The following is an 18,237-nucleotide window of genomic DNA, read 5'->3' as shown; positions in this document are numbered from 1 at the left end:
AAATTATCTTCTACTTATGACTAAATATTTCATTTTTGAACTATGCCACAATAATTTCAATAAAAACAACCCAATTATTTTTCTAAAAATTAAGAGAGCTAAGTCATGAACATACGGATAACACCACAGTTAGCGGTTATTCTGACGTTAATTGCAACATTTTTATGGGGTTCAAACTTTCCGGTAACTAAAATAGTGCTTGTAGATCTCCCTCCGTGGACAGCTTCTGGTGAACGTTTTGTTTTTGCTGTTTTGGGTATTTTCATTTTTATGATGTTTAGAAGAAAAATTAATGGCAGGGCGTTTAAGAAAAACTGGTTGGCTTTTATTTTTCTTGGAGGAATTGGTATCGCGGGATTTAATGGAGCATTGTTTGTTGGTCTCCAACATGGACATCCTGTGACTGCTGCATTAATAATGGCAACGACACCAGTTTCTGCCAATATTTTAGAAGCTATTATTAACCGCCGTTTCCCTGAAATAATACGTGTGGTTGGAATGATTATTAGTTTACTTGGAGTGGTATTGGTAATTACCAATGGTCAGTTGATTTTTGGTGGCGCGGTTCATATAGAAAAAGGGGTATTGATTATTTTTGCAGGGAGTCTCGGTTGGGCAATTTATACCGTTGGAATTCGTGTTTTTGTTACAGAAGCAACTCCACTTGAAACTACCAGTTGGACAATGTTTTTTGGCATGATTATATTGGTAATAGTTGCAATTTCTGTTGAATCTCCTGTGCCTGCATTATTATCAGCATCATTTGAGAGTCATTTGGCGAGTATTTATATGGGTATTGCAGGTTCTTTTTTTGCTTATCTTTTTTGGAATATAGGCATTGCTACTCGTGGGGCAGGTAAGACAGCAATATTTTTTAATTTTGTACCTATTTTTGCATTAACGATACAGATAATTGTAGAGGACAGGTTCAACTTAGTTCAGTTTATTGGTAGTACTCTTACTATTATAGGCGTACTGTTGGGGCAAGGTACTATCAAAATATTCCGAAGAACGCTGCCGTGATATTAGCATTGTGGTAACCAGAGAAAAAATGAATGTGATGAAACTAATTAATGAGCTGTGGCACATTTGGGGCAACATTTGACAGTGTGATTTAGTACTGAGCAGAGCACAAGTATATGACAGTGTGGTTGCCTTATGCTGACGTTAATATGGATATATACAAAACGTCACTCAGTACTGGATCAATCCCTGTCTAACCGATTCTGATTTGAGAAATATCAGACTGGAACTGTGATTGAATCGCCAGAAATAGCTTTATATCTGTGACGTCAATTATTCAATTATGGAACTAATGATGAAAGAACACCCTGATTTATGGATTGAATTGATGGATAGCCTGAGAAATGCCTGGCCACAGATATCTGGTTCCTTGCTGGCTATTATGATCTGTTATGGACGTCTGCTTTATGACGGTGTAGAACGAAAAAAACGCTGGATTGAACCTTTTTTATGTGGGGCGTTGTCATGGGGATTCTCAAGTGCGCTGGAACTGGTTGGTATTCCCAGCAGCATGTCACCTGCGCTTGGTGGCGCTGTGGGGTTTATTGGTGTAGAAAAATTGCGCGAAATTGCGATCCGTATCATTGATAAGCGCTTGGATGAAAAATCACATGATTAAAGAAAAGACTGAGAATTTTACCTCACGATTAACAATCTTTTCTTTATGATGCACAAGCTGCATTTCATTACGTAATTTAGCATATGCCATATCAATCAGCTCCCGAGGTATTCTGATATACCATTATTGCCGGAGGTAAACTTGCGGCTGGTAAGTTTCAGGATGCCGGGTTACGCCTAAATCAGCCCGATACCATTGTTTAAGGATATCATTCCGCAGGACATCCTGTGGTGTGCCGGATGCAACTAACTTTCCTTGATGTAATAGGATAATTTTATCCGCATAGAGTGCAGCCAGATTTAGATCGTGCAATACGCAGCAGACAGCAAGAGGGTGTTGACGGGTCAGGTTATGAACAAGTCGCAATGTATGCTGTTGGTGGTAAAGATCCAATGCTGAGGTTGGCTCATCCAAAAACAGACAGGACTCTGTTGGCTCTGGATGCCAGAGTTGAGCCAGCGTCCTTGCCAATTGAACACGTTGCTGTTCTCCGCCAGAGAGTTGCTGATAATTCCGATGCCTCAGTTCTTCACACTCTGTTAATGCAATTGCTTCATCAATAGCAATTTGTTTATGAGCGTTTTCATGGGGGACTCGTCCCATTGCAATAATTTCTTCCACGCTGAAAGGAAAAGAAAGTGAACTGTATTGCCGCATTACTGCACGGATCCGCGCAAGTTTTTGGGTTGGCCATTGGAGCAGAGGGATTCCTTGTAACAGGCATTCGCCACTGTTTGGTGAAACATAACCGGTTAACAGCCGTAATAGCGTCGATTTACCTGCACCATTGGGACCAATAATTGCAACCACTTCTCCTTGATGGATAGAGAGCGAAACCTCTTTGATGATTTGGTGCTGCCCAATGAAGTAGTTCAGATTTTTGGCTTCAAGTAAACTTTTTGACATTATCGGCTCCATTACAAACGGCCTTTTGAAGGTTTAAGGATTAACCCTAAGAAATAAGGGGCACCAATTAAACCGGTAATAAGACCAACCGGCATTTCGGCGGGAGCAACTAATGTTCTGGCTAATGTATCCGCAGTTAACAAAAGACATGCACCACCCAGTGCTGATATTGGTAATAACCAGGAATGATCGCCACCAAACCGCAATCTGGCAAGGTGGGGGATAACCAAACCAATGAAGCTGATAACACCACTCAATGCGACCGCGCAGCCAATTAGCAATGCACTAAGCAGAAGTAACTGAAATTTCGTTTGTTGGACATTAATGCCTAAATAGTGGGCTTCTTCATCGCCCAATTGCAGTAGATTGAGTTTTCGAGATTGACTGAGTGCTAACAGGCTGACAGGAATAATAATAGAAGCAGCAATAATCAATGTTGGCCATTCAATCTGGCTCAGTGAACCCATCATCCAAATGGTAAATTGACGTAATTGCTGGTCATTACTGATATAGCTCAATACACCGATAAATGACATACACAGTGCATTAATGGCGATACCTGCAAGCAGCAATTTCGATAAATTACCGTGGCTATATTTATTTAATGAAAAGATCAGTAATGAGATTAATAAACTACCACCAAAAGCTGCAATAACATGACCATACAACGCAATATTTTCAGATAACATGTTGTCTGAGAAAGAGAAAGGCAAAAAGGTGGGCACAACAATCATGATTGCCACAGTCAGTGCAGCACCACTGCTGATCCCCAATAATCCGGGATCAGCAAGAGGATTACGAAATAATCCCTGCATTATGGCACCGGAAACAGCCAGCGCACCGCCAATCAGAATCGCCAATAGAATGCGTGGTAGCCGGATATTTAACCAGATTTGCCACCGTGGGTCATCCAAAGAGGATTCCCACAGAGTTTTAAAAGAAAGAGGCAATGCCCCCATATTGGCTGAACTGATTGCCAGAATAAATAGCAATATGCCCAGTAACATCAAACCAAAACTGGGGGATTGGGTACGACTCATTGCACTTTCTCCGCAGCTTCACGGACTTGTTTCATCACTTCCGGGGTATGGATACCGAATCCGAGCAAGCTCATTTCATCCACAACGACCACCTGTTTTTTCTTTCCTGCCGGAGTAAAGCTCAAGCCCGGAAGTTGCCACAGTTTATCCACACCACCTAGCGTTTTCAGTCCCTCGGTGCTGACTAACAGCAAATCCGGCTGGCTGGCGATAACACCTTCCTGAGATAAAGGGCGGTATCCTTTGAATCCCTGCATGGCATTTTGGGCACCAATGGCATGAATAATCTTATCCGCAGCGGTTTGTTGGCCGGCGGCCATTGGCATAATCCCACCGTGACTCATAACAAACATCACTTTTGTGGGAATGCTTGACGTGGTGATTGCAGCCAATCGTTGTTGATATTGAGTGATTAGCTTTTCACCACGTTTTTCCTGGTTGACCGCCTTGGCGACGGTCTTGATTTTTTCAGGAACGGCTTCTAACGAGGCTTTGCTGGTCACTTTAATAACTTTCACACCGGAATCTTCGATTTGCTTGAGTGCCAGAGAAGGTTGGGCTAATTCACTAGTGATCACCAGTGATGGGCGCATAGACAAAATCCCTTCTGAATTCAGCATTCGCATATACCCCACATCTGGCAATGAGAGTATTTCCTTAGGGTTTTGACTGGTACTATCCCTGGCAACAACATGCTGTCCTTCGCCAAGTGCAAAAACAATTTCAGACACATCACCGCCAATTGTGACAATACGTTCAGCAGAGTTAGCAGAAAACGCACTGGAGGAGATGGCAAGCATAAATGTTAGAAGCCACTTTTTCATGCTACACAAGTTTCCTTTTCTGGTTGCAGTTTAGGTAGTGCGGCAATTTGTTCGCGCCACTGTGCCTGCTCAGGAGTACCTTCGGTACGCTGACCATACAGTTGGGCGATTTGGTTACCGTCCGCATCGAACAACTCAAGGCTGGTAACGAAACCATCTGTTGTTGGTTTGCGTGTGATCCAGCTTTCAGCAATAGCACTTTCAATCAGGTGCAATGTGAAATTATGATTAAAAATATTAGCCCACTTCTGGGAAGAGTTTTCTTCCTGATACGGCATCAGACGCTCAAGTGTACCCGTAAAGATCTGGATACAACCGCGATTTCCAACGAAGATCATAATTTCATTTTGATCTTTGTGTGCAACTTCAAGGATCTGAGTCAGGGCGGAATTCTCTACACGGTAAGCCAAATCATCTTTGACAGCATTGAAAATCTGCTGGCGATTCAGATTATGACGTTTCATCATGATGAAGAACTGGTGAACGTCGGTCATTGCACGCCACTCTTCATCCAATTGTGTTTTCAGCTCTTCAGTCACTTCTGCATATTCAGGGGCTTCTTCAGGTTTCACTTCCAGCACCGGGTTTTCATCTGTCTGATATTTCTCAATCAGGGCTTCCCATGCAGCCATATCAGTATGTTCTGTTGTATACACTTTGTGCAGAGCATCACCCTGGCGATCAAAGAATTGGATACTGTGACGTATACCATTTTTCGTAGGTTCTACTAGAGAGAAAACACAGCTCCAATGTTCAAAGAACATACGTAAATCCAGTTCACGCGGATTGAGGATCAGACCAACATGTTGGCTGAACTTCGTGTTTTCGTAACGGCCAACCTGTTCGTGGACAGCAAAATCATTACGGGTAATGGCCTTGGTTTCACCGACTGTTGCTAATTCTTGCAGCAGGGTAGGAGCATCAACGTTCAGACGTTTTGCGTCGATACCGACACGACTGTGCAGTAATTCTCCTTCGCTGACATTAAGATAAGCGGCTAAGTCGCGTGCATATTTAGCTTTATTATCCGCTTTTGCCTGTAGGTAACGTTCATAAAGTGACTGATTCACAGATACTAGCTCCTTAAAAAACTACGTTAAAGGTTAAAAATTAGGGCTGCTATTCTTTACTATCGGTAGTCTTTACTACCGATAGTCTTTACTACCATAGTCTTTACCATTGATAGCTGACAAACAGTTTGGCATTGCGGCCACTCTGCGGTGCACCCAGTGATGAGTAATATTGCTTGTCGAAAGCGTTGCCGAGTACGATGGAGGTCGTTACACCTTTTAGCCGGTCTTCACCGTGGTAACTGATGTAGAAGTCATTGACGCCATAGCCTGCATACTGGGTAACTTTTTGTCCACGTTCATTTTTGTCACCATTAATGCCTCTGAACTGGGTACGTTGAGTAAATTTACCGATCCAACCAATAGAAAAACCGCTACTGGAAAGAGGAATATCTAGTGTGCTGGTCACCGTATCAGGACTGAGGCTTTTGATAGTCTCGCCAGTCTGTTCGTCTTTGCCAGTTGTACGGTTGTAAGCCAGATCCCATGAGAAGTAATCGGAATCATAGGTCATTGATGCATCCCAGCCCCAAATTTTTGCTTTGGGGATATTTAAGGAAGTCGTAAATCCTTTTCTAAACTCTACGGAAGTATTGATATAGTCTTTTGCTTTGGTATCAAAATAGCTGGCTTTGAATTTTAGGCCATCATTGCTGGTAAATAGATCATCGAAACGGAGCCCGAAGCCATATTCCTGAGTTCCATTGCTTTCAGGGCGTAAGTTAGGATTAGGTTTCCAGTAATTACCTGGAAAGTGTTTGGAATCGTTATACATCTCCCCCATTGTTGGCGAACGGAATGCCTGAGAGTAAGAAGCAAACAGCATCGACCAATCTGTTGGGGTGATACTGATAGCACCTTTTGATGACCATTTGTCGGCATTGATATCTTTATATTTATCATTTGATGCCTTGTAATTGTCGTAACGTGTACCGACGATAAATGAAACTGGCAAGTCACGAATGGTTATTTCATCTTGAATCCAACCGGATGCAAAACGGATGTCTGCATGCGGGAATCCATTTATACCATTGCTGCTTGGTTTTTGTTTCTGTTTATACAGTTCGCTACCATAAGTAAATTGATGTGCAGCGAAGGCGTTGGCACTCAAGTGAGAACGATTTTCCAGTTTTATACCGTAAGTTTCTTGTTTACGGCCTTCAAAACCATTTTTTTTACTTTTAGCATTAATGCTAATGTTGGAATAGTAAATATCTGTTCTGAAATTTAACCAGTTATATTCTGCCGGATTTAACTTATAAGTCAGTTGCGCGTCACGTTGTGTTGTGGTGCGATCAGTCTGTGCTGTTTTATCTGCTGTTTTGACAGATTGTGGGTTCAGTGGTTCATTAGCCTTATTACGGTAATAACGAAGTTCGCCACCGATTGATTGGCTGTCATCAATTTTCCATGTCCCTTTAGTCAGTACATTGCCGATAATCTCATCATTTTGGCCTTTTACCCCGCCGCCATAACGAATATTGCCAACATCACGGGTACTGAAACTCAATAGACCATCAAGATTATCGGTTTTACCAAATGCGGCTCCGCCGAATCCCCAACTGTGATCCCCGGTTCCGGCACGACTAAAAACACGAAAACCGGTATTTTGCCCCGCCTGTAAGAGATCTGCGGCATCAACTGTCTGGTAGGCAATAACCCCGCCTAATGCACCACTACCATAGAGCAGGGCAGATGGGCCACGGACAACTTCGACTTGTTTAATCAGTGAGGGATCAAGGAAGATGCCATTAATATGCCCGGTGTCAGTACCTTGACGAACGCCATCAACCAGCATTAAAACGCCTTTTTGAGAGTAACCACGAAGGTTGATATCTTGCCCGTTAGCGCGCCCGTAATCCGTAGTGTTAATCCCAGGGATCTTGTTCAGCAAGTCATTTGCATTACCTGCAACTTTACTGCTGGCTGAGTTACCTTCAACAACTGTTACCATCATAGGTGCTTCAAAACTGTCGCGTTGATTCCCTGTGGCATAAACCGTCAGTGTATCTTTATGATGTTTATTATTCTCTGCTAAAGCTGTTTTTTCATCTGGGATGGTTGCTGCGTGAGCAGAAGACAACCCTGTCAGAATGACAATACTTAGTGCAGACAATTTCAGGTTTGGTGGTTGAATTCGGGTCATATAGGTTATCTCCATAATTTTGCTGTGTTTTAAAGCATACGAATGGTTTTGAAACATACATATATTGTTTTAAGAACCATTGAGATGCATCACGGTGAATTCTCTGAATTGTTATTACGTCAGAGTAAAGTTATCGGTTTGTGTCGAATCACGATGTAACGCAAGAAGGATCTGTTGTTGCAAAGGATTGATGTAGTAGCACAGGCAATCAGTTAATGTTTTCATAACCCAATATGAACAATAATTATTCTAATATTGAGAATAATTATCGTTTCTGTCTTGGTTAACTTCAAGCTATTTTTTTGTGTGGGTATAACTGACTCAATAGATGGGTTTTGTATGATTTTTCAGATGAGGGGTTGGCTCCTACTCCCACGTGAACAGAAGCCAATAAAAACGATATTCAGAACCGACTTTCAATTGCTTCGGCCAGAATACTAAGGAATTGTTCGGTATCTTGCCAGCTAAGGCATGGGTCAGTAATAGATTGTCCGTAGGCCAGGGGCTCTCCCTGCATGATTTTTTGAGAACCTTCCACTAAGAAACTTTCTGCCATGACACCCGCAATAGCCGTTGAACCAGACTGGATCTGTTGGCTGATATTTCTGGCTATATCCAGTTGTCGGCGGTGAACTTTCTGACAGTTTCCATGACTGCAATCTACGATCAAGCGTTCTGGTAGGTTGAATTCGCGTAATTTCTGACAAACTGCTGTAATATCTTCAGCACTGTAATTCGGTTTTTTCCCACCGCGCATAATGATATGCCCATAAGGATTTCCACTGGTCTGATAGATGGTCATCTGTCCATCTTTATCTGGTGACAAGAACATATGTCCGGCACGTGATGCACGTATCGCATCAATAGCAATATGAATATTACCGTCAGTACCATTTTTAAATCCGACCGGACATGACAGTGCAGAGGCCATTTCCCGGTGGATTTGGCTTTCTGTTGTTCTTGCACCGATTGCTCCCCAGCTAATTAAATCTGCAATATATTGCCCGATGACCATGTCCAGAAATTCTGTGGCGGTGGGCATTCCCAACTCATTAATATCAATTAATAATTTACGGGCGAGTGATATCCCTTTATTGACCTGACAGGAACCATCCAACATAGGGTCTGAAATTAATCCCTTCCAGCCAACAACAGTACGAGGTTTTTCGAAGTAGGTTCGCATTACGATTTCCAGACTGTGCTGATATTTTTTACGCAATACGTGCAAACGTGAGGCATAATCAAGGGCGGCATCAACATCATGTATAGAGCAAGGCCCAATGATAACCAGCAAACGTTGGTCGTTGCCTGTAAGAATAGCTTCAATACGTCTGCGTGATACTGTCACATTTTGCAATGTTTTTTCTGATATGGGATATTGCTCAGAAAGTGTTTTAGGTGTTATTAATCTGTCAATTGGGTGGGTTCTTAATTCATCTGTTTTGTGCATATACTTTCTCAAATTCTACTTCATCTTGGAATACAGTCTGGCGTAATTGAAATTACAATAACTCAACCTCCGGCAAATTCAACAGACAATAATTACAATTAAATAAGAAATCGCAAGCATAAGATTGTAACGGTATTCTGAGAGGTGCTGGTATTTCCGGGATCAGAACATGCGCCGTTTCAATCCCATACTGTCAATAATTTTGGTTGAAATCTCCTCGACAGAATAATTGGTGGTATTTAAGTAATTAATTTTGTTTTTGCGAAATAGGGCTTCAACCTCAGTAATTTCGATCCGGCATTGTCGTAATGAAGCATAACGACTATTTTCTCTCCGTTCTTCCCGGATAGCGGCCAGTCTTTCCGGGCTTATTGTCAATCCGAAGAGTTTCTGCTGGAAAGGTTTTAGATCAGCAGGCAATTGCAGATTATCCATATCATCCGCAGTGAAAGGATAGTTTGCGGCTTGAATGCCGAATTGCATGGCAAGATAGAGGCTGGTGGGGGTTTTCCCACAGCGGGAAACACCCAGAATAATTACCTGAGCCTGATCGAGATTGCGTAATGAAACACCATCGTCATGTGCGAGGGTGTAATCAATGGCTGCGATGCGGGCATCATATTGACTCAGATTTTTTTCAGATAAACCGTGGGTACGGTGTAATTCAGGTTTAGGTTCCAGCCCGATTTCTTGCTGCAATGGTGCAACGAGAGTCTGGACAATATCCAGGCAAAAACCTTTACTGCTGGTGATAATATTTTTAACTTCATTGGAAATGATGGAATAAAAAACGAGTGGCCTGATTTGTGTTGCCTGATAGAGGGTATTTATCTGGTTCCTAATTTCTTCTGCTCTCATTTTGTTGGTGACAAAGGGTAAGGTATAAGACGTGATATTAATCGGGAATTGAGACAATACAGCATGACCCAAAACTTCTGCCGTAATTGCTGTACCATCGGAAATGAAAAATACACTGCGTTCCAGAATTTCATTGTCCTGAGTCTGAGGGAGTAGGATCTCTATCATTGTGCTTTTCTTTTATTGTTGAGTTTATAGGGAGTTAGCAAAATATTAGCTGAATCGTTTTTATTACAAATTACAGCCATAGATAACGTTCCAGATTATACGTGTAAAAAAATAATATTGCTGGGTTGATCGATTCACCTTTCTATATGTAGCGAGACATTGTGCTAGGCTATTTCCTGCTGTAAAAACAGCTTTAATTTTCCGAGTTGTACCTCCGAATGTAAAAAGGATAGTTTCAATGTCCAATAATGGCCTTACCCCATGTAATGTGCTTTGGTATAACCAATTAGGCATGAATGATGTTAGTCGGGTCGGTGGTAAAAACGCCTCTCTTGGCGAAATGATCACTAATCTGGCTGACCTTGGTGTATCTGTCCCCAATGGTTTCGCTACAACTGCACAGGCATTTAATGATTTTCTGGAACAAAGCGGTGTTAACCAGCGTATTTATCAATTACTGGATGAAGTTAATGTTGATGATGTTAATCAATTAGCTAAGGCTGGCGTACAGATCCGCCAGTGGGTGATTGATACACCATTTACGGCACAACTGGAAAAAGATATCCGCGATGCTTATTTGCAATTGTCTGAAGGTGAGCCGGATGCTTCTTTCGCTGTCCGCTCCTCTGCGACGGCTGAAGATATGCCGGATGCTTCTTTTGCCGGACAGCAAGAGACTTTTTTAAATGTGCAGGGCATTGATGCTGTGATGATTGCTATTAAACATGTCTTTGCATCTCTCTTCAACGATCGTGCTATCTCCTACCGTGTCCATCAGGGCTATGACCACCGTGGTGTTGCATTATCAGCCGGAGTACAGCGTATGGTGCGTTCAGATCTGGCATCATCGGGTGTGATGTTTACGATTGATACGGAGTCTGGTTTTGATCAAGTCGTGTTTATTACATCTGCCTATGGTTTGGGTGAAATGGTTGTACAGGGAGCAGTAAATCCTGATGAGTTTTATGTCCATAAACCTACATTAAAAAATAATCGCCCTGCGATTGTCCGTCGTAATTTGGGCTCCAAAAAAATACGTATGGTCTATGCAGACAGTAAGGAGCATGGTCAGCAGGTACGTACAGAAGATGTCTCTGAGGCGTTACGCAATCGTTTCTCTCTTACTGACAGTGAAGTTGAAGCACTGGCAGGACAAGCATTACTGATTGAAAAACATTATGGCCGTCCAATGGATATTGAGTGGGCGAAAGACGGGCACAATGGCAAGCTATATATTGTACAAGCACGCCCTGAGACAGTCCGCTCAAATCAGCAGGTGATGGAGCGTTATCAACTGAATGAACAGGGTCGTGTGCTGGTGGAAGGCCGTGCGATCGGGCACAAAATCGGTGTTGGTACGGTTAAAGTTATCCACAATCTCAGCGAAATGGATCGTATCCAAGTAGGGGATGTGTTGGTAACAGACATGACCGATCCAGATTGGGAACCTATCATGAAAAAAGCGGCGGCGATTGTTACCAATCGTGGCGGCCGTACTTGTCATGCTGCTATTATTGCTCGTGAATTGGGTATTCCTGCGGTAGTAGGTTGTGGTGACGCGACAGAACGCTTAAAAGAGGGTGAGCAAGTGACTGTTTCTTGCTCTGAAGGGGATACTGGTTTCGTTTATCAGAATCAACTGGATTTCAGCATCCAAAGTTCTCAGGTTGATGAACTGCCAAAGTTGGATGTTAAGATCATGATGAATGTGGGCAATCCGGATCGGGCGTTTGACTTTGCCTGCCTGCCGAATGAAGGTGTAGGTCTGGCACGTTTAGAATTCATTATAAACCGCATGATTGGTGTTCATCCCCGTGCCCTGATTGAGTTTTCTGAACAATCCCCCGAACTACAGGAACAGATTAAATCATTAATGGTAGGTTATGATGATCCTGTTGAGTTTTATGTCGGACGTCTGACGGAAGGTATTGCGACGTTGGCGGCCGCATTTTGGCCTAAGCGCGTTATTGTACGTTTATCTGACTTCAAATCTAATGAATATGCGAACTTAGTTGGCGGTGATTTATACGAACCACACGAAGAAAACCCGATGCTTGGTTTCCGTGGTGCTGGTCGCTATGTTTCTGACAGTTTCCGTCAATGCTTTGCTTTGGAATGTGAGGCGGTCAAACGAGTGCGTAATGTTATGGGGTTAACTAACGTCGAAGTGATGATCCCATTTGTACGTACAGTAGCACAGGCCGAAGCGGTAATTTCAGAATTGGCATTACAGGGGTTGAAACGTGGTGAGAATGGGTTGAAAGTCATCATGATGTGTGAAATTCCATCAAATGCATTATTAGCGGAACAATTCCTTGAGTATTTTGATGGTTTTTCTATCGGTTCAAATGATATGACTCAATTAGCATTAGGATTGGATCGTGATTCGGGGGTTGTATCTGAATTATTTGATGAGCGTAATGATGCAGTGAAACAATTACTTTCTATGGCAATTCGGGCAGCTAAGCGACAAGGAAAATATGTCGGTATTTGTGGTCAGGGGCCTTCTGATCACGAAGATTTCGCTGAGTGGCTAATGAAAGAAGGGATTGACAGTTTATCATTGAATCCTGATACCGTTGTTAGAACCTGGATTTCTCTAGCGGGAAATAATTAGTAACAACTTATTCAGACATGAACTAAAAAGCCTGTTAAAAATATTTTCAGGCTTTTTGTTTTTTATAACATAATCTTTTTTAACATTGGCGATATATTATATAGAACCAATGAAAATTTTTCCTAAACCCAAAAAAAAAGCCTATCATGGGCTGACAGGCAAAGACTACACACAGCAATATATATTACTTCACTTATCCCAGTTTGTGGCGTTTACAAACTAAGACAGCAATTCATGGGAAACATTGTTTCGATGAAAAGAATACTAATTTAATAAGTGAGTTTATTCATTAAGAATTCTCTTAATAAATCAGAATTAAAAAAACAAAATTAAAAAATAACTTTTTTGTAACAAATTTTTGAAGGATTTATTTACTGGTGGGATGAATTTTTATTTTCTATAGAACCGAGATTATCTATTTACATTAATTGATAATTGCGCGGAAAAATCATATTCCGCGCTATCATTTATTATTGTATATGGTCTTTTTTGAAATATTGTTCTATATGTTCTATTTTATTTTCAGGTTCAGGAACTTCATCCATCCAGGCCAGCAACAAGCTATAAGAAACAGCTAATACCACCGGGCCGATAAATAATCCAATCACACCCAGTGAAAGTATACCTCCGATAACACCAGTGAGAATTAAAACCATAGGTAAATCGGCACCAAGTCGAATAAGGAAAGGACGAAGAACCCCATCCATTGTGACCAGAATTAAACTCCAGACAACTAAAATAGTTCCCCAGGTTGTTTCTCCTGTCCAATAAAGCCAAACAATGGATGGGATAAGGACGAGTAAAGGGCCTAATTGAGCAACACAGAGTACAAACATTATGACTGTTAGGATCATGGCATAAGGAATACCTGCGATTGCTAACCCAATTCCACCAGCGATAGCTTGTACGAGTGCTGTAACGACCACACCTAAAGCAACAGCACGAATGGAACGAGCAGCCAGTAGCACGACAGCATCACCACGTTTACCTGCCAGCCGGATAGCGAAATGGCGAATGCCTAGCATAACGTGTTCACCTTTCCAATAAAGCAGGACACTGAACAGTACCATCAGTGCTAGGTGGAACAGAAAACGGCCTGCATTGGCGGCTTGAGCAAAAAACCATGTTGCTGCTTTACCAATGTAAGGCGGAATTTTGGCCAGAAGCATGTTACTGCCTTCAGCAAGAGTGTCTTGCCATTTAATATATAAGTCATTGCCAATGACTGGGATTTTATTGAGCCATTCCAATTGAGGCAGGTGTATATTGGCTGGAGATTTTGCCCATGTAATTAGTGGTGCGCTGTTTTCCAGCAAGCTGCCAACCAGTAAGGCAATAGGAATAACAAATAATAAAATCAATATTAATGTCATGACGGAAACCGCGATCCAGCGCTTTCCCCATAAATGTTGTTGTATTTTTTCCATTAGTGGCCAAGTTGCGATAACCACCATTCCTGACCAGATGAATCCTAAAATAAATGGACTCAAAACCCAAAAGCTGGTCGTAATGAGTAGTAAAATGAAGAACAGTACAAATAGCAGTTTGGGTAAATCGTGACGTGGTTGCGATTTTTCCATGAAATGATTTCTCTCGGCAATTGATAATATTGTCAGAATCAACAATGGTAAATAAATATAACGTTATTTCACAGATTGCTCAAAATTGTTAAATATTGTGATATCGTTGAAAAACTATCTATTCAGATCCCAGTCTGAATTGATTGTTAAGGTAGTATATAAATAAAGCAATGTGGACACTTATTAGAAAAAGGGGCAATGAGCCAATGATCCCACGTATACCACAAGCCCCCCAAGTCAGTGAACTGGTAAAGGAATATTTGACTGTATTGAAGGATACTGGTTTTACAGGTGATACTGCCAGCAATTACGCAGATAGACTGACTATGGCGACAGATAATAGTATTTATCAGTTGTTACCACAAGCGGTTATCTTTCCGCGTTCCAGTGCCGATGTTGCATTGTTGGCAAGGATTGCAGGAGAAGAACGCTTCCATTCTCTGACATTCACCCCCCGAGGTGGGGGAACTGGTACGAATGGCCAGGCCCTCAACAATGGTATTGTTGTAGATATGTCCCGGTATATGAAAAGGATTCTGGAAATTAATCCAGAACAAGGCTGGGTTAAAGTTGAAGCAGGTGTTATTAAGGATCAACTCAACCAATACCTAAAACCTTTCGGTTATTTTTTCTCTCCTGAATTATCAACCAGTAACCGCGCCACATTAGGCGGCATGATCAATACCGACGCATCCGGTCAGGGATCGTTAGTATATGGTAAAACGTCAGATCATGTACTTGGTGTCCGTGCTGTTTTACTGGGGGGAGAAATGCTTGATACCCGCCCTATGAGTACAACACTGGCAGAATCGATTGCGGAAGAGAAATCGGTTATCGGCCATGTCTATAAAACGGTACTTGAACGCTGTCGTGAGCAACGGGAATTAATTGTTGAAAAGTTCCCAAAACTCAATCGATTTTTGACAGGTTATGATTTGCGTCATGTTTATAGTGATGATATGCAGTCATTTGACTTGACACGCATATTAACGGGATCTGAAGGTACTCTGGCCTTTATTACCGAAGCAACATTGGATATTACACCATTGCCGAAAGTCAGGCGGCTCGTGAATGTAAAATATGATTCTTTCGATTCAGCCCTGCGCAATGCTCCGTTTATGGTTGAAGCCAAAGCGCTTTCTGTTGAAACAGTGGACTCAAAAGTTCTCAACCTCGCACGTGAAGATATTATTTGGCATTCAGTGAAAGAATTGATTGCTGATGTTCCAGACAGAGATATGCAAGGCTTAAATATTGTTGAATTCAGCGGAGATGAGGAACAGCAAATTGATCAGCAGGTTAACGCTCTCTGCTTGCGCCTTGATGAATTAATGGCAAACAATCAGGCAGGTGTTATCGGTTATCAGACTTGCCACCATTTGGATGATATTGAACGCATTTATGCCATGCGGAAAAAATCTGTTGGATTGTTAGGTAACAGTAAAGGTGCAGCTAAACCTATTCCGTTTGTTGAAGATACTTGTGTACCACCTGAACATCTTGCTGATTATATTGTCGAATTTCGTCAGCTTCTTGATAGCCATCAGCTTGATTATGGCATGTTTGGTCATGTGGATGCGGGCGTTTTACATGTTCGGCCGGCATTAGATATGTGCGATCCTCAGCAGGAAATTCTTATGAAGCAGATTTCCGATGAGATAGTTCGCTTGACGGCTAAATATGGCGGGTTGTTATGGGGAGAGCATGGCAAAGGTTTTCGGGCAGAGTATAGTCAGGCTTTTTTTGGTGAAGCCTTGTACGATGAATTACGTCGGGTTAAAGCGGCATTTGATCCACACAACAGGTTGAATCCGGGAAAAATCTGCCCGCCAATGGGAATAGATGCCCCGATGATGCAGGTCGATGCCACTAAGCGTGGCACTTATGACAGAATTATTCCGGTTAATGTCAGAAACACATTCCGTGGAGCAATGGAATGTAATGGTAATGGCCTGTGCTTCAACTTTGACGTAAAAAGCCCAATGTGCCCTTCAATGAAAATCAGCCAGCATCGCATTCACTCACCTAAAGGTAGAGCAACCCTTGTCAGGGAGTGGTTGCGGCTTCTGACGGAGCAAGGCGTTGAACCTAAGTTATTAGAACAAGGATTTGATCAGGCCCGATCCGGTTCACATGGAGTAAGCTTACGTGGATTGATTGAGAAAACGCGTCATAGCTGGAAAGCATGGTGGGGAGAGTATGATTTTTCCCATGAAGTCAAAGAGGCGATGTCGGGGTGTCTGGCATGTAAAGCCTGTTCGACACAATGTCCGATTAAGATTGATGTACCATCATTTCGTTCCCGGTTTTTGGCTCTGTATCACAGCCGTTATTTACGTCCGTTGCGTGATCATATTGTTGCCAATGTAGAAAGCAGTACCCCGTTAATGGCAAAGGCTCCTAGGGTCTTTAACTTCTTCTTGCGGCAGCCATGGGTACAAAAACTCAGTCAACATACTATTGGTATGGTTGATTTGCCACAGCTTTCCTATCCAACATTACAGCAGCAACTCGCCAGTCATTATGCAACCCGGACAACATTAGAACAGCTCGAAATGTTATCTACAACCCAACGTAAGCAGCATGTACTTATCGTCCAGGATCCTTTCACCAGTTATCACGATGCAAAAGTTGTCACTGATTTTGTACGACTGATCGAGAAGTTGGGATATCAGCCAGTGTTGTTACCATTTTCTCCGAATGGAAAAGCACAACATGTTAAAGGATTTTTAAATAAATTTGCCAAAACTGCCGGGAAAACGGCTGATTTTCTGAAACGGGTCGCACAACTGGATATTCCTATGGTTGGTGTTGATCCTGCGTTGGTTCTGTGTTACCGGGATGAATACAAAGATATTCTGGGTGAACGGCGGGGGAATTTTAACGTTCAATTGGTTCATGAATGGCTGGTGAACGTGTTGCCGGAAATTGCCTCAAAAGGAAAACGTGACAAGGTAACATCCAGTCATGATTGGTATTTATTGGGGCATTGTACAGAAGTGACAGCGTTACCTAATAGTGGTAAACAATGGATTGATATTTTCCACCATTTTGGCTGTAAATTAAACAACATCAATGTGGGATGTTGTGGTATGGCAGGCACATATGGTCATGAGAAAAAGAACCTTGATAATTCGATTGGCATTTACAGACTTTCATGGGCGCCTGTACTGAATAATTTAGCTTTGGAAAATTGCCTCAGTACTGGATATTCATGTCGTAGTCAGGTGAAACGCGTAGAAGGAAAAGGACTTAAACACCCATTACAAGCTTTATTGGAGATAATGCAGTGATTTGGAAACGTCATCCAGATGTAAACATGTTAAATCAATTGGGTATTGATTGTATTTTGGATCATCTTGGAATAGAAATTACTCAGCTTGGAGATGATTTTATTGAAGGAACAATGCCTGTTGACCAACGAACTAAACAACCATTTGGCATCTTGCATGGTGGAGCATCAGTGGTGTTAGCTGAGACACTTGGCTCCCTTGCAGGTTATCTTTGCTCTGAAGGTGAACAAAAGGTTGTGGGGGTAGAAATTAATGCTAACCATATAAAAGCGGTGCGTAAGGGCATAGTTAAAGGGATCTGCAAACCAATCCATCTTGGGCGTACTCATCAGGTCTGGCAAATTGATATCTATAATGGACAACAGCAATTATGTTGTACATCCCGCCTGACTACGGCTATTTTATCTTAATATTCAATATATTATAACGTAAGTTGATTAATTTAAGTTCCTGTTGATATTTGTTGGCAGGAACTTTTGGGGTTTATCTGAATATTTGGTTGATTTCAGCCAATTCATTCTGAATATAGCTGAAAATAAAACATAGCTTGTTTTACGGCAGGTTTTGACTATTGATATGTTAGTCTGGTGTAATTACGTTGCCATCAGTTGTAAGATGCGTTGTAGTCTGAATACTGTTCAAA

13 protein-coding genes are annotated in these 18,237 nt (G+C 42.0%); 5 read left to right on the top strand and 8 right to left on the bottom strand.

Annotated elements, in window-relative coordinates; translation table 11 throughout:
- Window positions 1-105: 105 nt before the first annotated feature.
- Window positions 106-1,023, top strand: a complete 918-nt coding sequence (locus Xind_RS01360; protein WP_222941686.1) for a DMT family transporter — start codon at window positions 106-108, stop codon at window positions 1,021-1,023.
- 295 nt (window positions 1,024-1,318) lie between these two features.
- A complete protein-coding gene (locus tag Xind_RS01355; protein WP_047680155.1) occupies window positions 1,319-1,642 on the top strand; it encodes a phage holin, lambda family in 324 nt (107 codons plus the stop codon).
- Between the two features lie 123 nt (window positions 1,643-1,765).
- Here Xind_RS01355 and Xind_RS01350 read toward each other — a convergent pair whose 3' ends face one another.
- From Xind_RS01350 to ppsR, 7 genes are all read right to left on the bottom strand, one after another.
- Window positions 1,766-2,551 carry a heme ABC transporter ATP-binding protein gene (locus Xind_RS01350; protein ID WP_369793136.1) on the bottom strand — a complete coding sequence of 262 codons (786 nt, stop codon included), beginning with the start codon at window positions 2,549-2,551 and terminating at the stop codon, window positions 1,766-1,768.
- A gap of 8 nt (window positions 2,552-2,559) precedes the next feature.
- Window positions 2,560-3,588 carry a FecCD family ABC transporter permease gene (locus Xind_RS01345; protein ID WP_047680150.1) on the bottom strand — a complete coding sequence of 343 codons (1,029 nt, stop codon included), beginning with the start codon at window positions 3,586-3,588 and terminating at the stop codon, window positions 2,560-2,562.
- Window positions 3,585-4,412, bottom strand: a complete 828-nt coding sequence (locus Xind_RS01340) for a heme/hemin ABC transporter substrate-binding protein (RefSeq protein WP_187649308.1) — start codon at window positions 4,410-4,412, stop codon at window positions 3,585-3,587. The genes Xind_RS01345 and Xind_RS01340 overlap by 4 nt, the downstream gene beginning before the upstream one ends.
- Window positions 4,409-5,482 carry a hemin-degrading factor gene (locus Xind_RS01335; RefSeq protein ID WP_047680145.1) on the bottom strand — a complete coding sequence of 358 codons (1,074 nt, stop codon included), beginning with the start codon at window positions 5,480-5,482 and terminating at the stop codon, window positions 4,409-4,411. The genes Xind_RS01340 and Xind_RS01335 overlap by 4 nt, the downstream gene beginning before the upstream one ends.
- A gap of 103 nt (window positions 5,483-5,585) precedes the next feature.
- On the bottom strand, window positions 5,586-7,628 hold the full coding sequence (locus Xind_RS01330) for a TonB-dependent hemoglobin/transferrin/lactoferrin family receptor (protein ID WP_187649307.1): 2,043 nt from the start codon (window positions 7,626-7,628) through the stop codon (window positions 5,586-5,588).
- A 403-nt stretch (window positions 7,629-8,031) separates the two neighbouring features.
- A complete protein-coding gene (locus Xind_RS01325) occupies window positions 8,032-9,078 on the bottom strand; it encodes a 3-deoxy-7-phosphoheptulonate synthase (protein WP_187649306.1) in 1,047 nt (348 codons plus the stop codon).
- A gap of 162 nt (window positions 9,079-9,240) precedes the next feature.
- Complete coding sequence (gene ppsR, locus Xind_RS01320; protein ID WP_047680139.1) at window positions 9,241-10,104, bottom strand: posphoenolpyruvate synthetase regulatory kinase/phosphorylase PpsR; 864 nt, start codon at window positions 10,102-10,104, stop codon at window positions 9,241-9,243.
- 238 nt (window positions 10,105-10,342) lie between these two features.
- Between ppsR and ppsA the strand changes: the two genes are divergently transcribed.
- Window positions 10,343-12,721 (top strand): phosphoenolpyruvate synthase, encoded by a 2,379-nt coding sequence (gene ppsA, locus Xind_RS01315; protein ID WP_047680137.1) that lies wholly within the window; start codon window positions 10,343-10,345, stop codon window positions 12,719-12,721.
- Window positions 12,722-13,191: 470 nt separating this feature from the next.
- Here the strand turns inward: ppsA and ydiK are convergent, their stop codons facing one another.
- Window positions 13,192-14,301, bottom strand: a complete 1,110-nt coding sequence (gene ydiK, locus Xind_RS01310) for an AI-2E family transporter YdiK (RefSeq protein ID WP_047680135.1) — start codon at window positions 14,299-14,301, stop codon at window positions 13,192-13,194.
- 206 nt (window positions 14,302-14,507) lie between these two features.
- Here ydiK and ydiJ point away from each other — a divergent pair, with 206 nt between their 5' ends.
- Both ydiJ and Xind_RS01300 read left to right on the top strand, forming a co-directional pair.
- Window positions 14,508-17,594 carry a D-2-hydroxyglutarate dehydrogenase YdiJ gene (gene ydiJ, locus Xind_RS01305; protein ID WP_187649305.1) on the top strand — a complete coding sequence of 1,029 codons (3,087 nt, stop codon included), beginning with the start codon at window positions 14,508-14,510 and terminating at the stop codon, window positions 17,592-17,594.
- Window positions 17,591-18,004 (top strand): hotdog fold thioesterase, encoded by a 414-nt coding sequence (locus Xind_RS01300; RefSeq protein ID WP_187649304.1) that lies wholly within the window; start codon window positions 17,591-17,593, stop codon window positions 18,002-18,004. Before ydiJ ends, Xind_RS01300 begins: the two co-directional genes overlap by 4 nt.
- Window positions 18,005-18,237 lie beyond the last annotated feature (233 nt).

The sequence above is a fragment of the Xenorhabdus indica genome, from assembly GCF_014467235.1.
In the GTDB taxonomy this organism is placed as follows: domain Bacteria; phylum Pseudomonadota; class Gammaproteobacteria; order Enterobacterales; family Enterobacteriaceae; genus Xenorhabdus; species Xenorhabdus indica.
The sequence above is the reverse complement of the archived record's forward strand: the minus strand, read 5'-3'. Positions and strand labels throughout refer to the sequence as shown.

Excerpts from the sequence above, each read along its gene's own strand:
- Xind_RS01330 (WP_187649307.1), bottom strand. The coding sequence starts at position 7,628 with ATGACCCGAATTCAACCACCAAACCTGAAATTGTCTGCACTAAGTATT.
- ydiK (WP_047680135.1), bottom strand. The coding sequence starts at position 14,301 with ATGGAAAAATCGCAACCACGTCACGATTTACCCAAACTGCTATTTGTA.
- Xind_RS01345 (WP_047680150.1), bottom strand. The coding sequence starts at position 3,588 with ATGAGTCGTACCCAATCCCCCAGTTTTGGTTTGATGTTACTGGGCATA.
- Xind_RS01340 (WP_187649308.1), bottom strand. The coding sequence starts at position 4,412 with ATGAAAAAGTGGCTTCTAACATTTATGCTTGCCATCTCCTCCAGTGCG.
- Xind_RS01355 (WP_047680155.1), top strand. The coding sequence starts at position 1,319 with ATGAAAGAACACCCTGATTTATGGATTGAATTGATGGATAGCCTGAGA.
- Xind_RS01360 (WP_222941686.1), top strand. The coding sequence starts at position 106 with ATGAACATACGGATAACACCACAGTTAGCGGTTATTCTGACGTTAATT.
- Xind_RS01325 (WP_187649306.1), bottom strand. The coding sequence starts at position 9,078 with ATGCACAAAACAGATGAATTAAGAACCCACCCAATTGACAGATTAATA.
- ydiJ (WP_187649305.1), top strand. The coding sequence starts at position 14,508 with ATGATCCCACGTATACCACAAGCCCCCCAAGTCAGTGAACTGGTAAAG.
- ppsA (WP_047680137.1), top strand. The coding sequence starts at position 10,343 with ATGTCCAATAATGGCCTTACCCCATGTAATGTGCTTTGGTATAACCAA.
- ppsR (WP_047680139.1), bottom strand. The coding sequence starts at position 10,104 with ATGATAGAGATCCTACTCCCTCAGACTCAGGACAATGAAATTCTGGAA.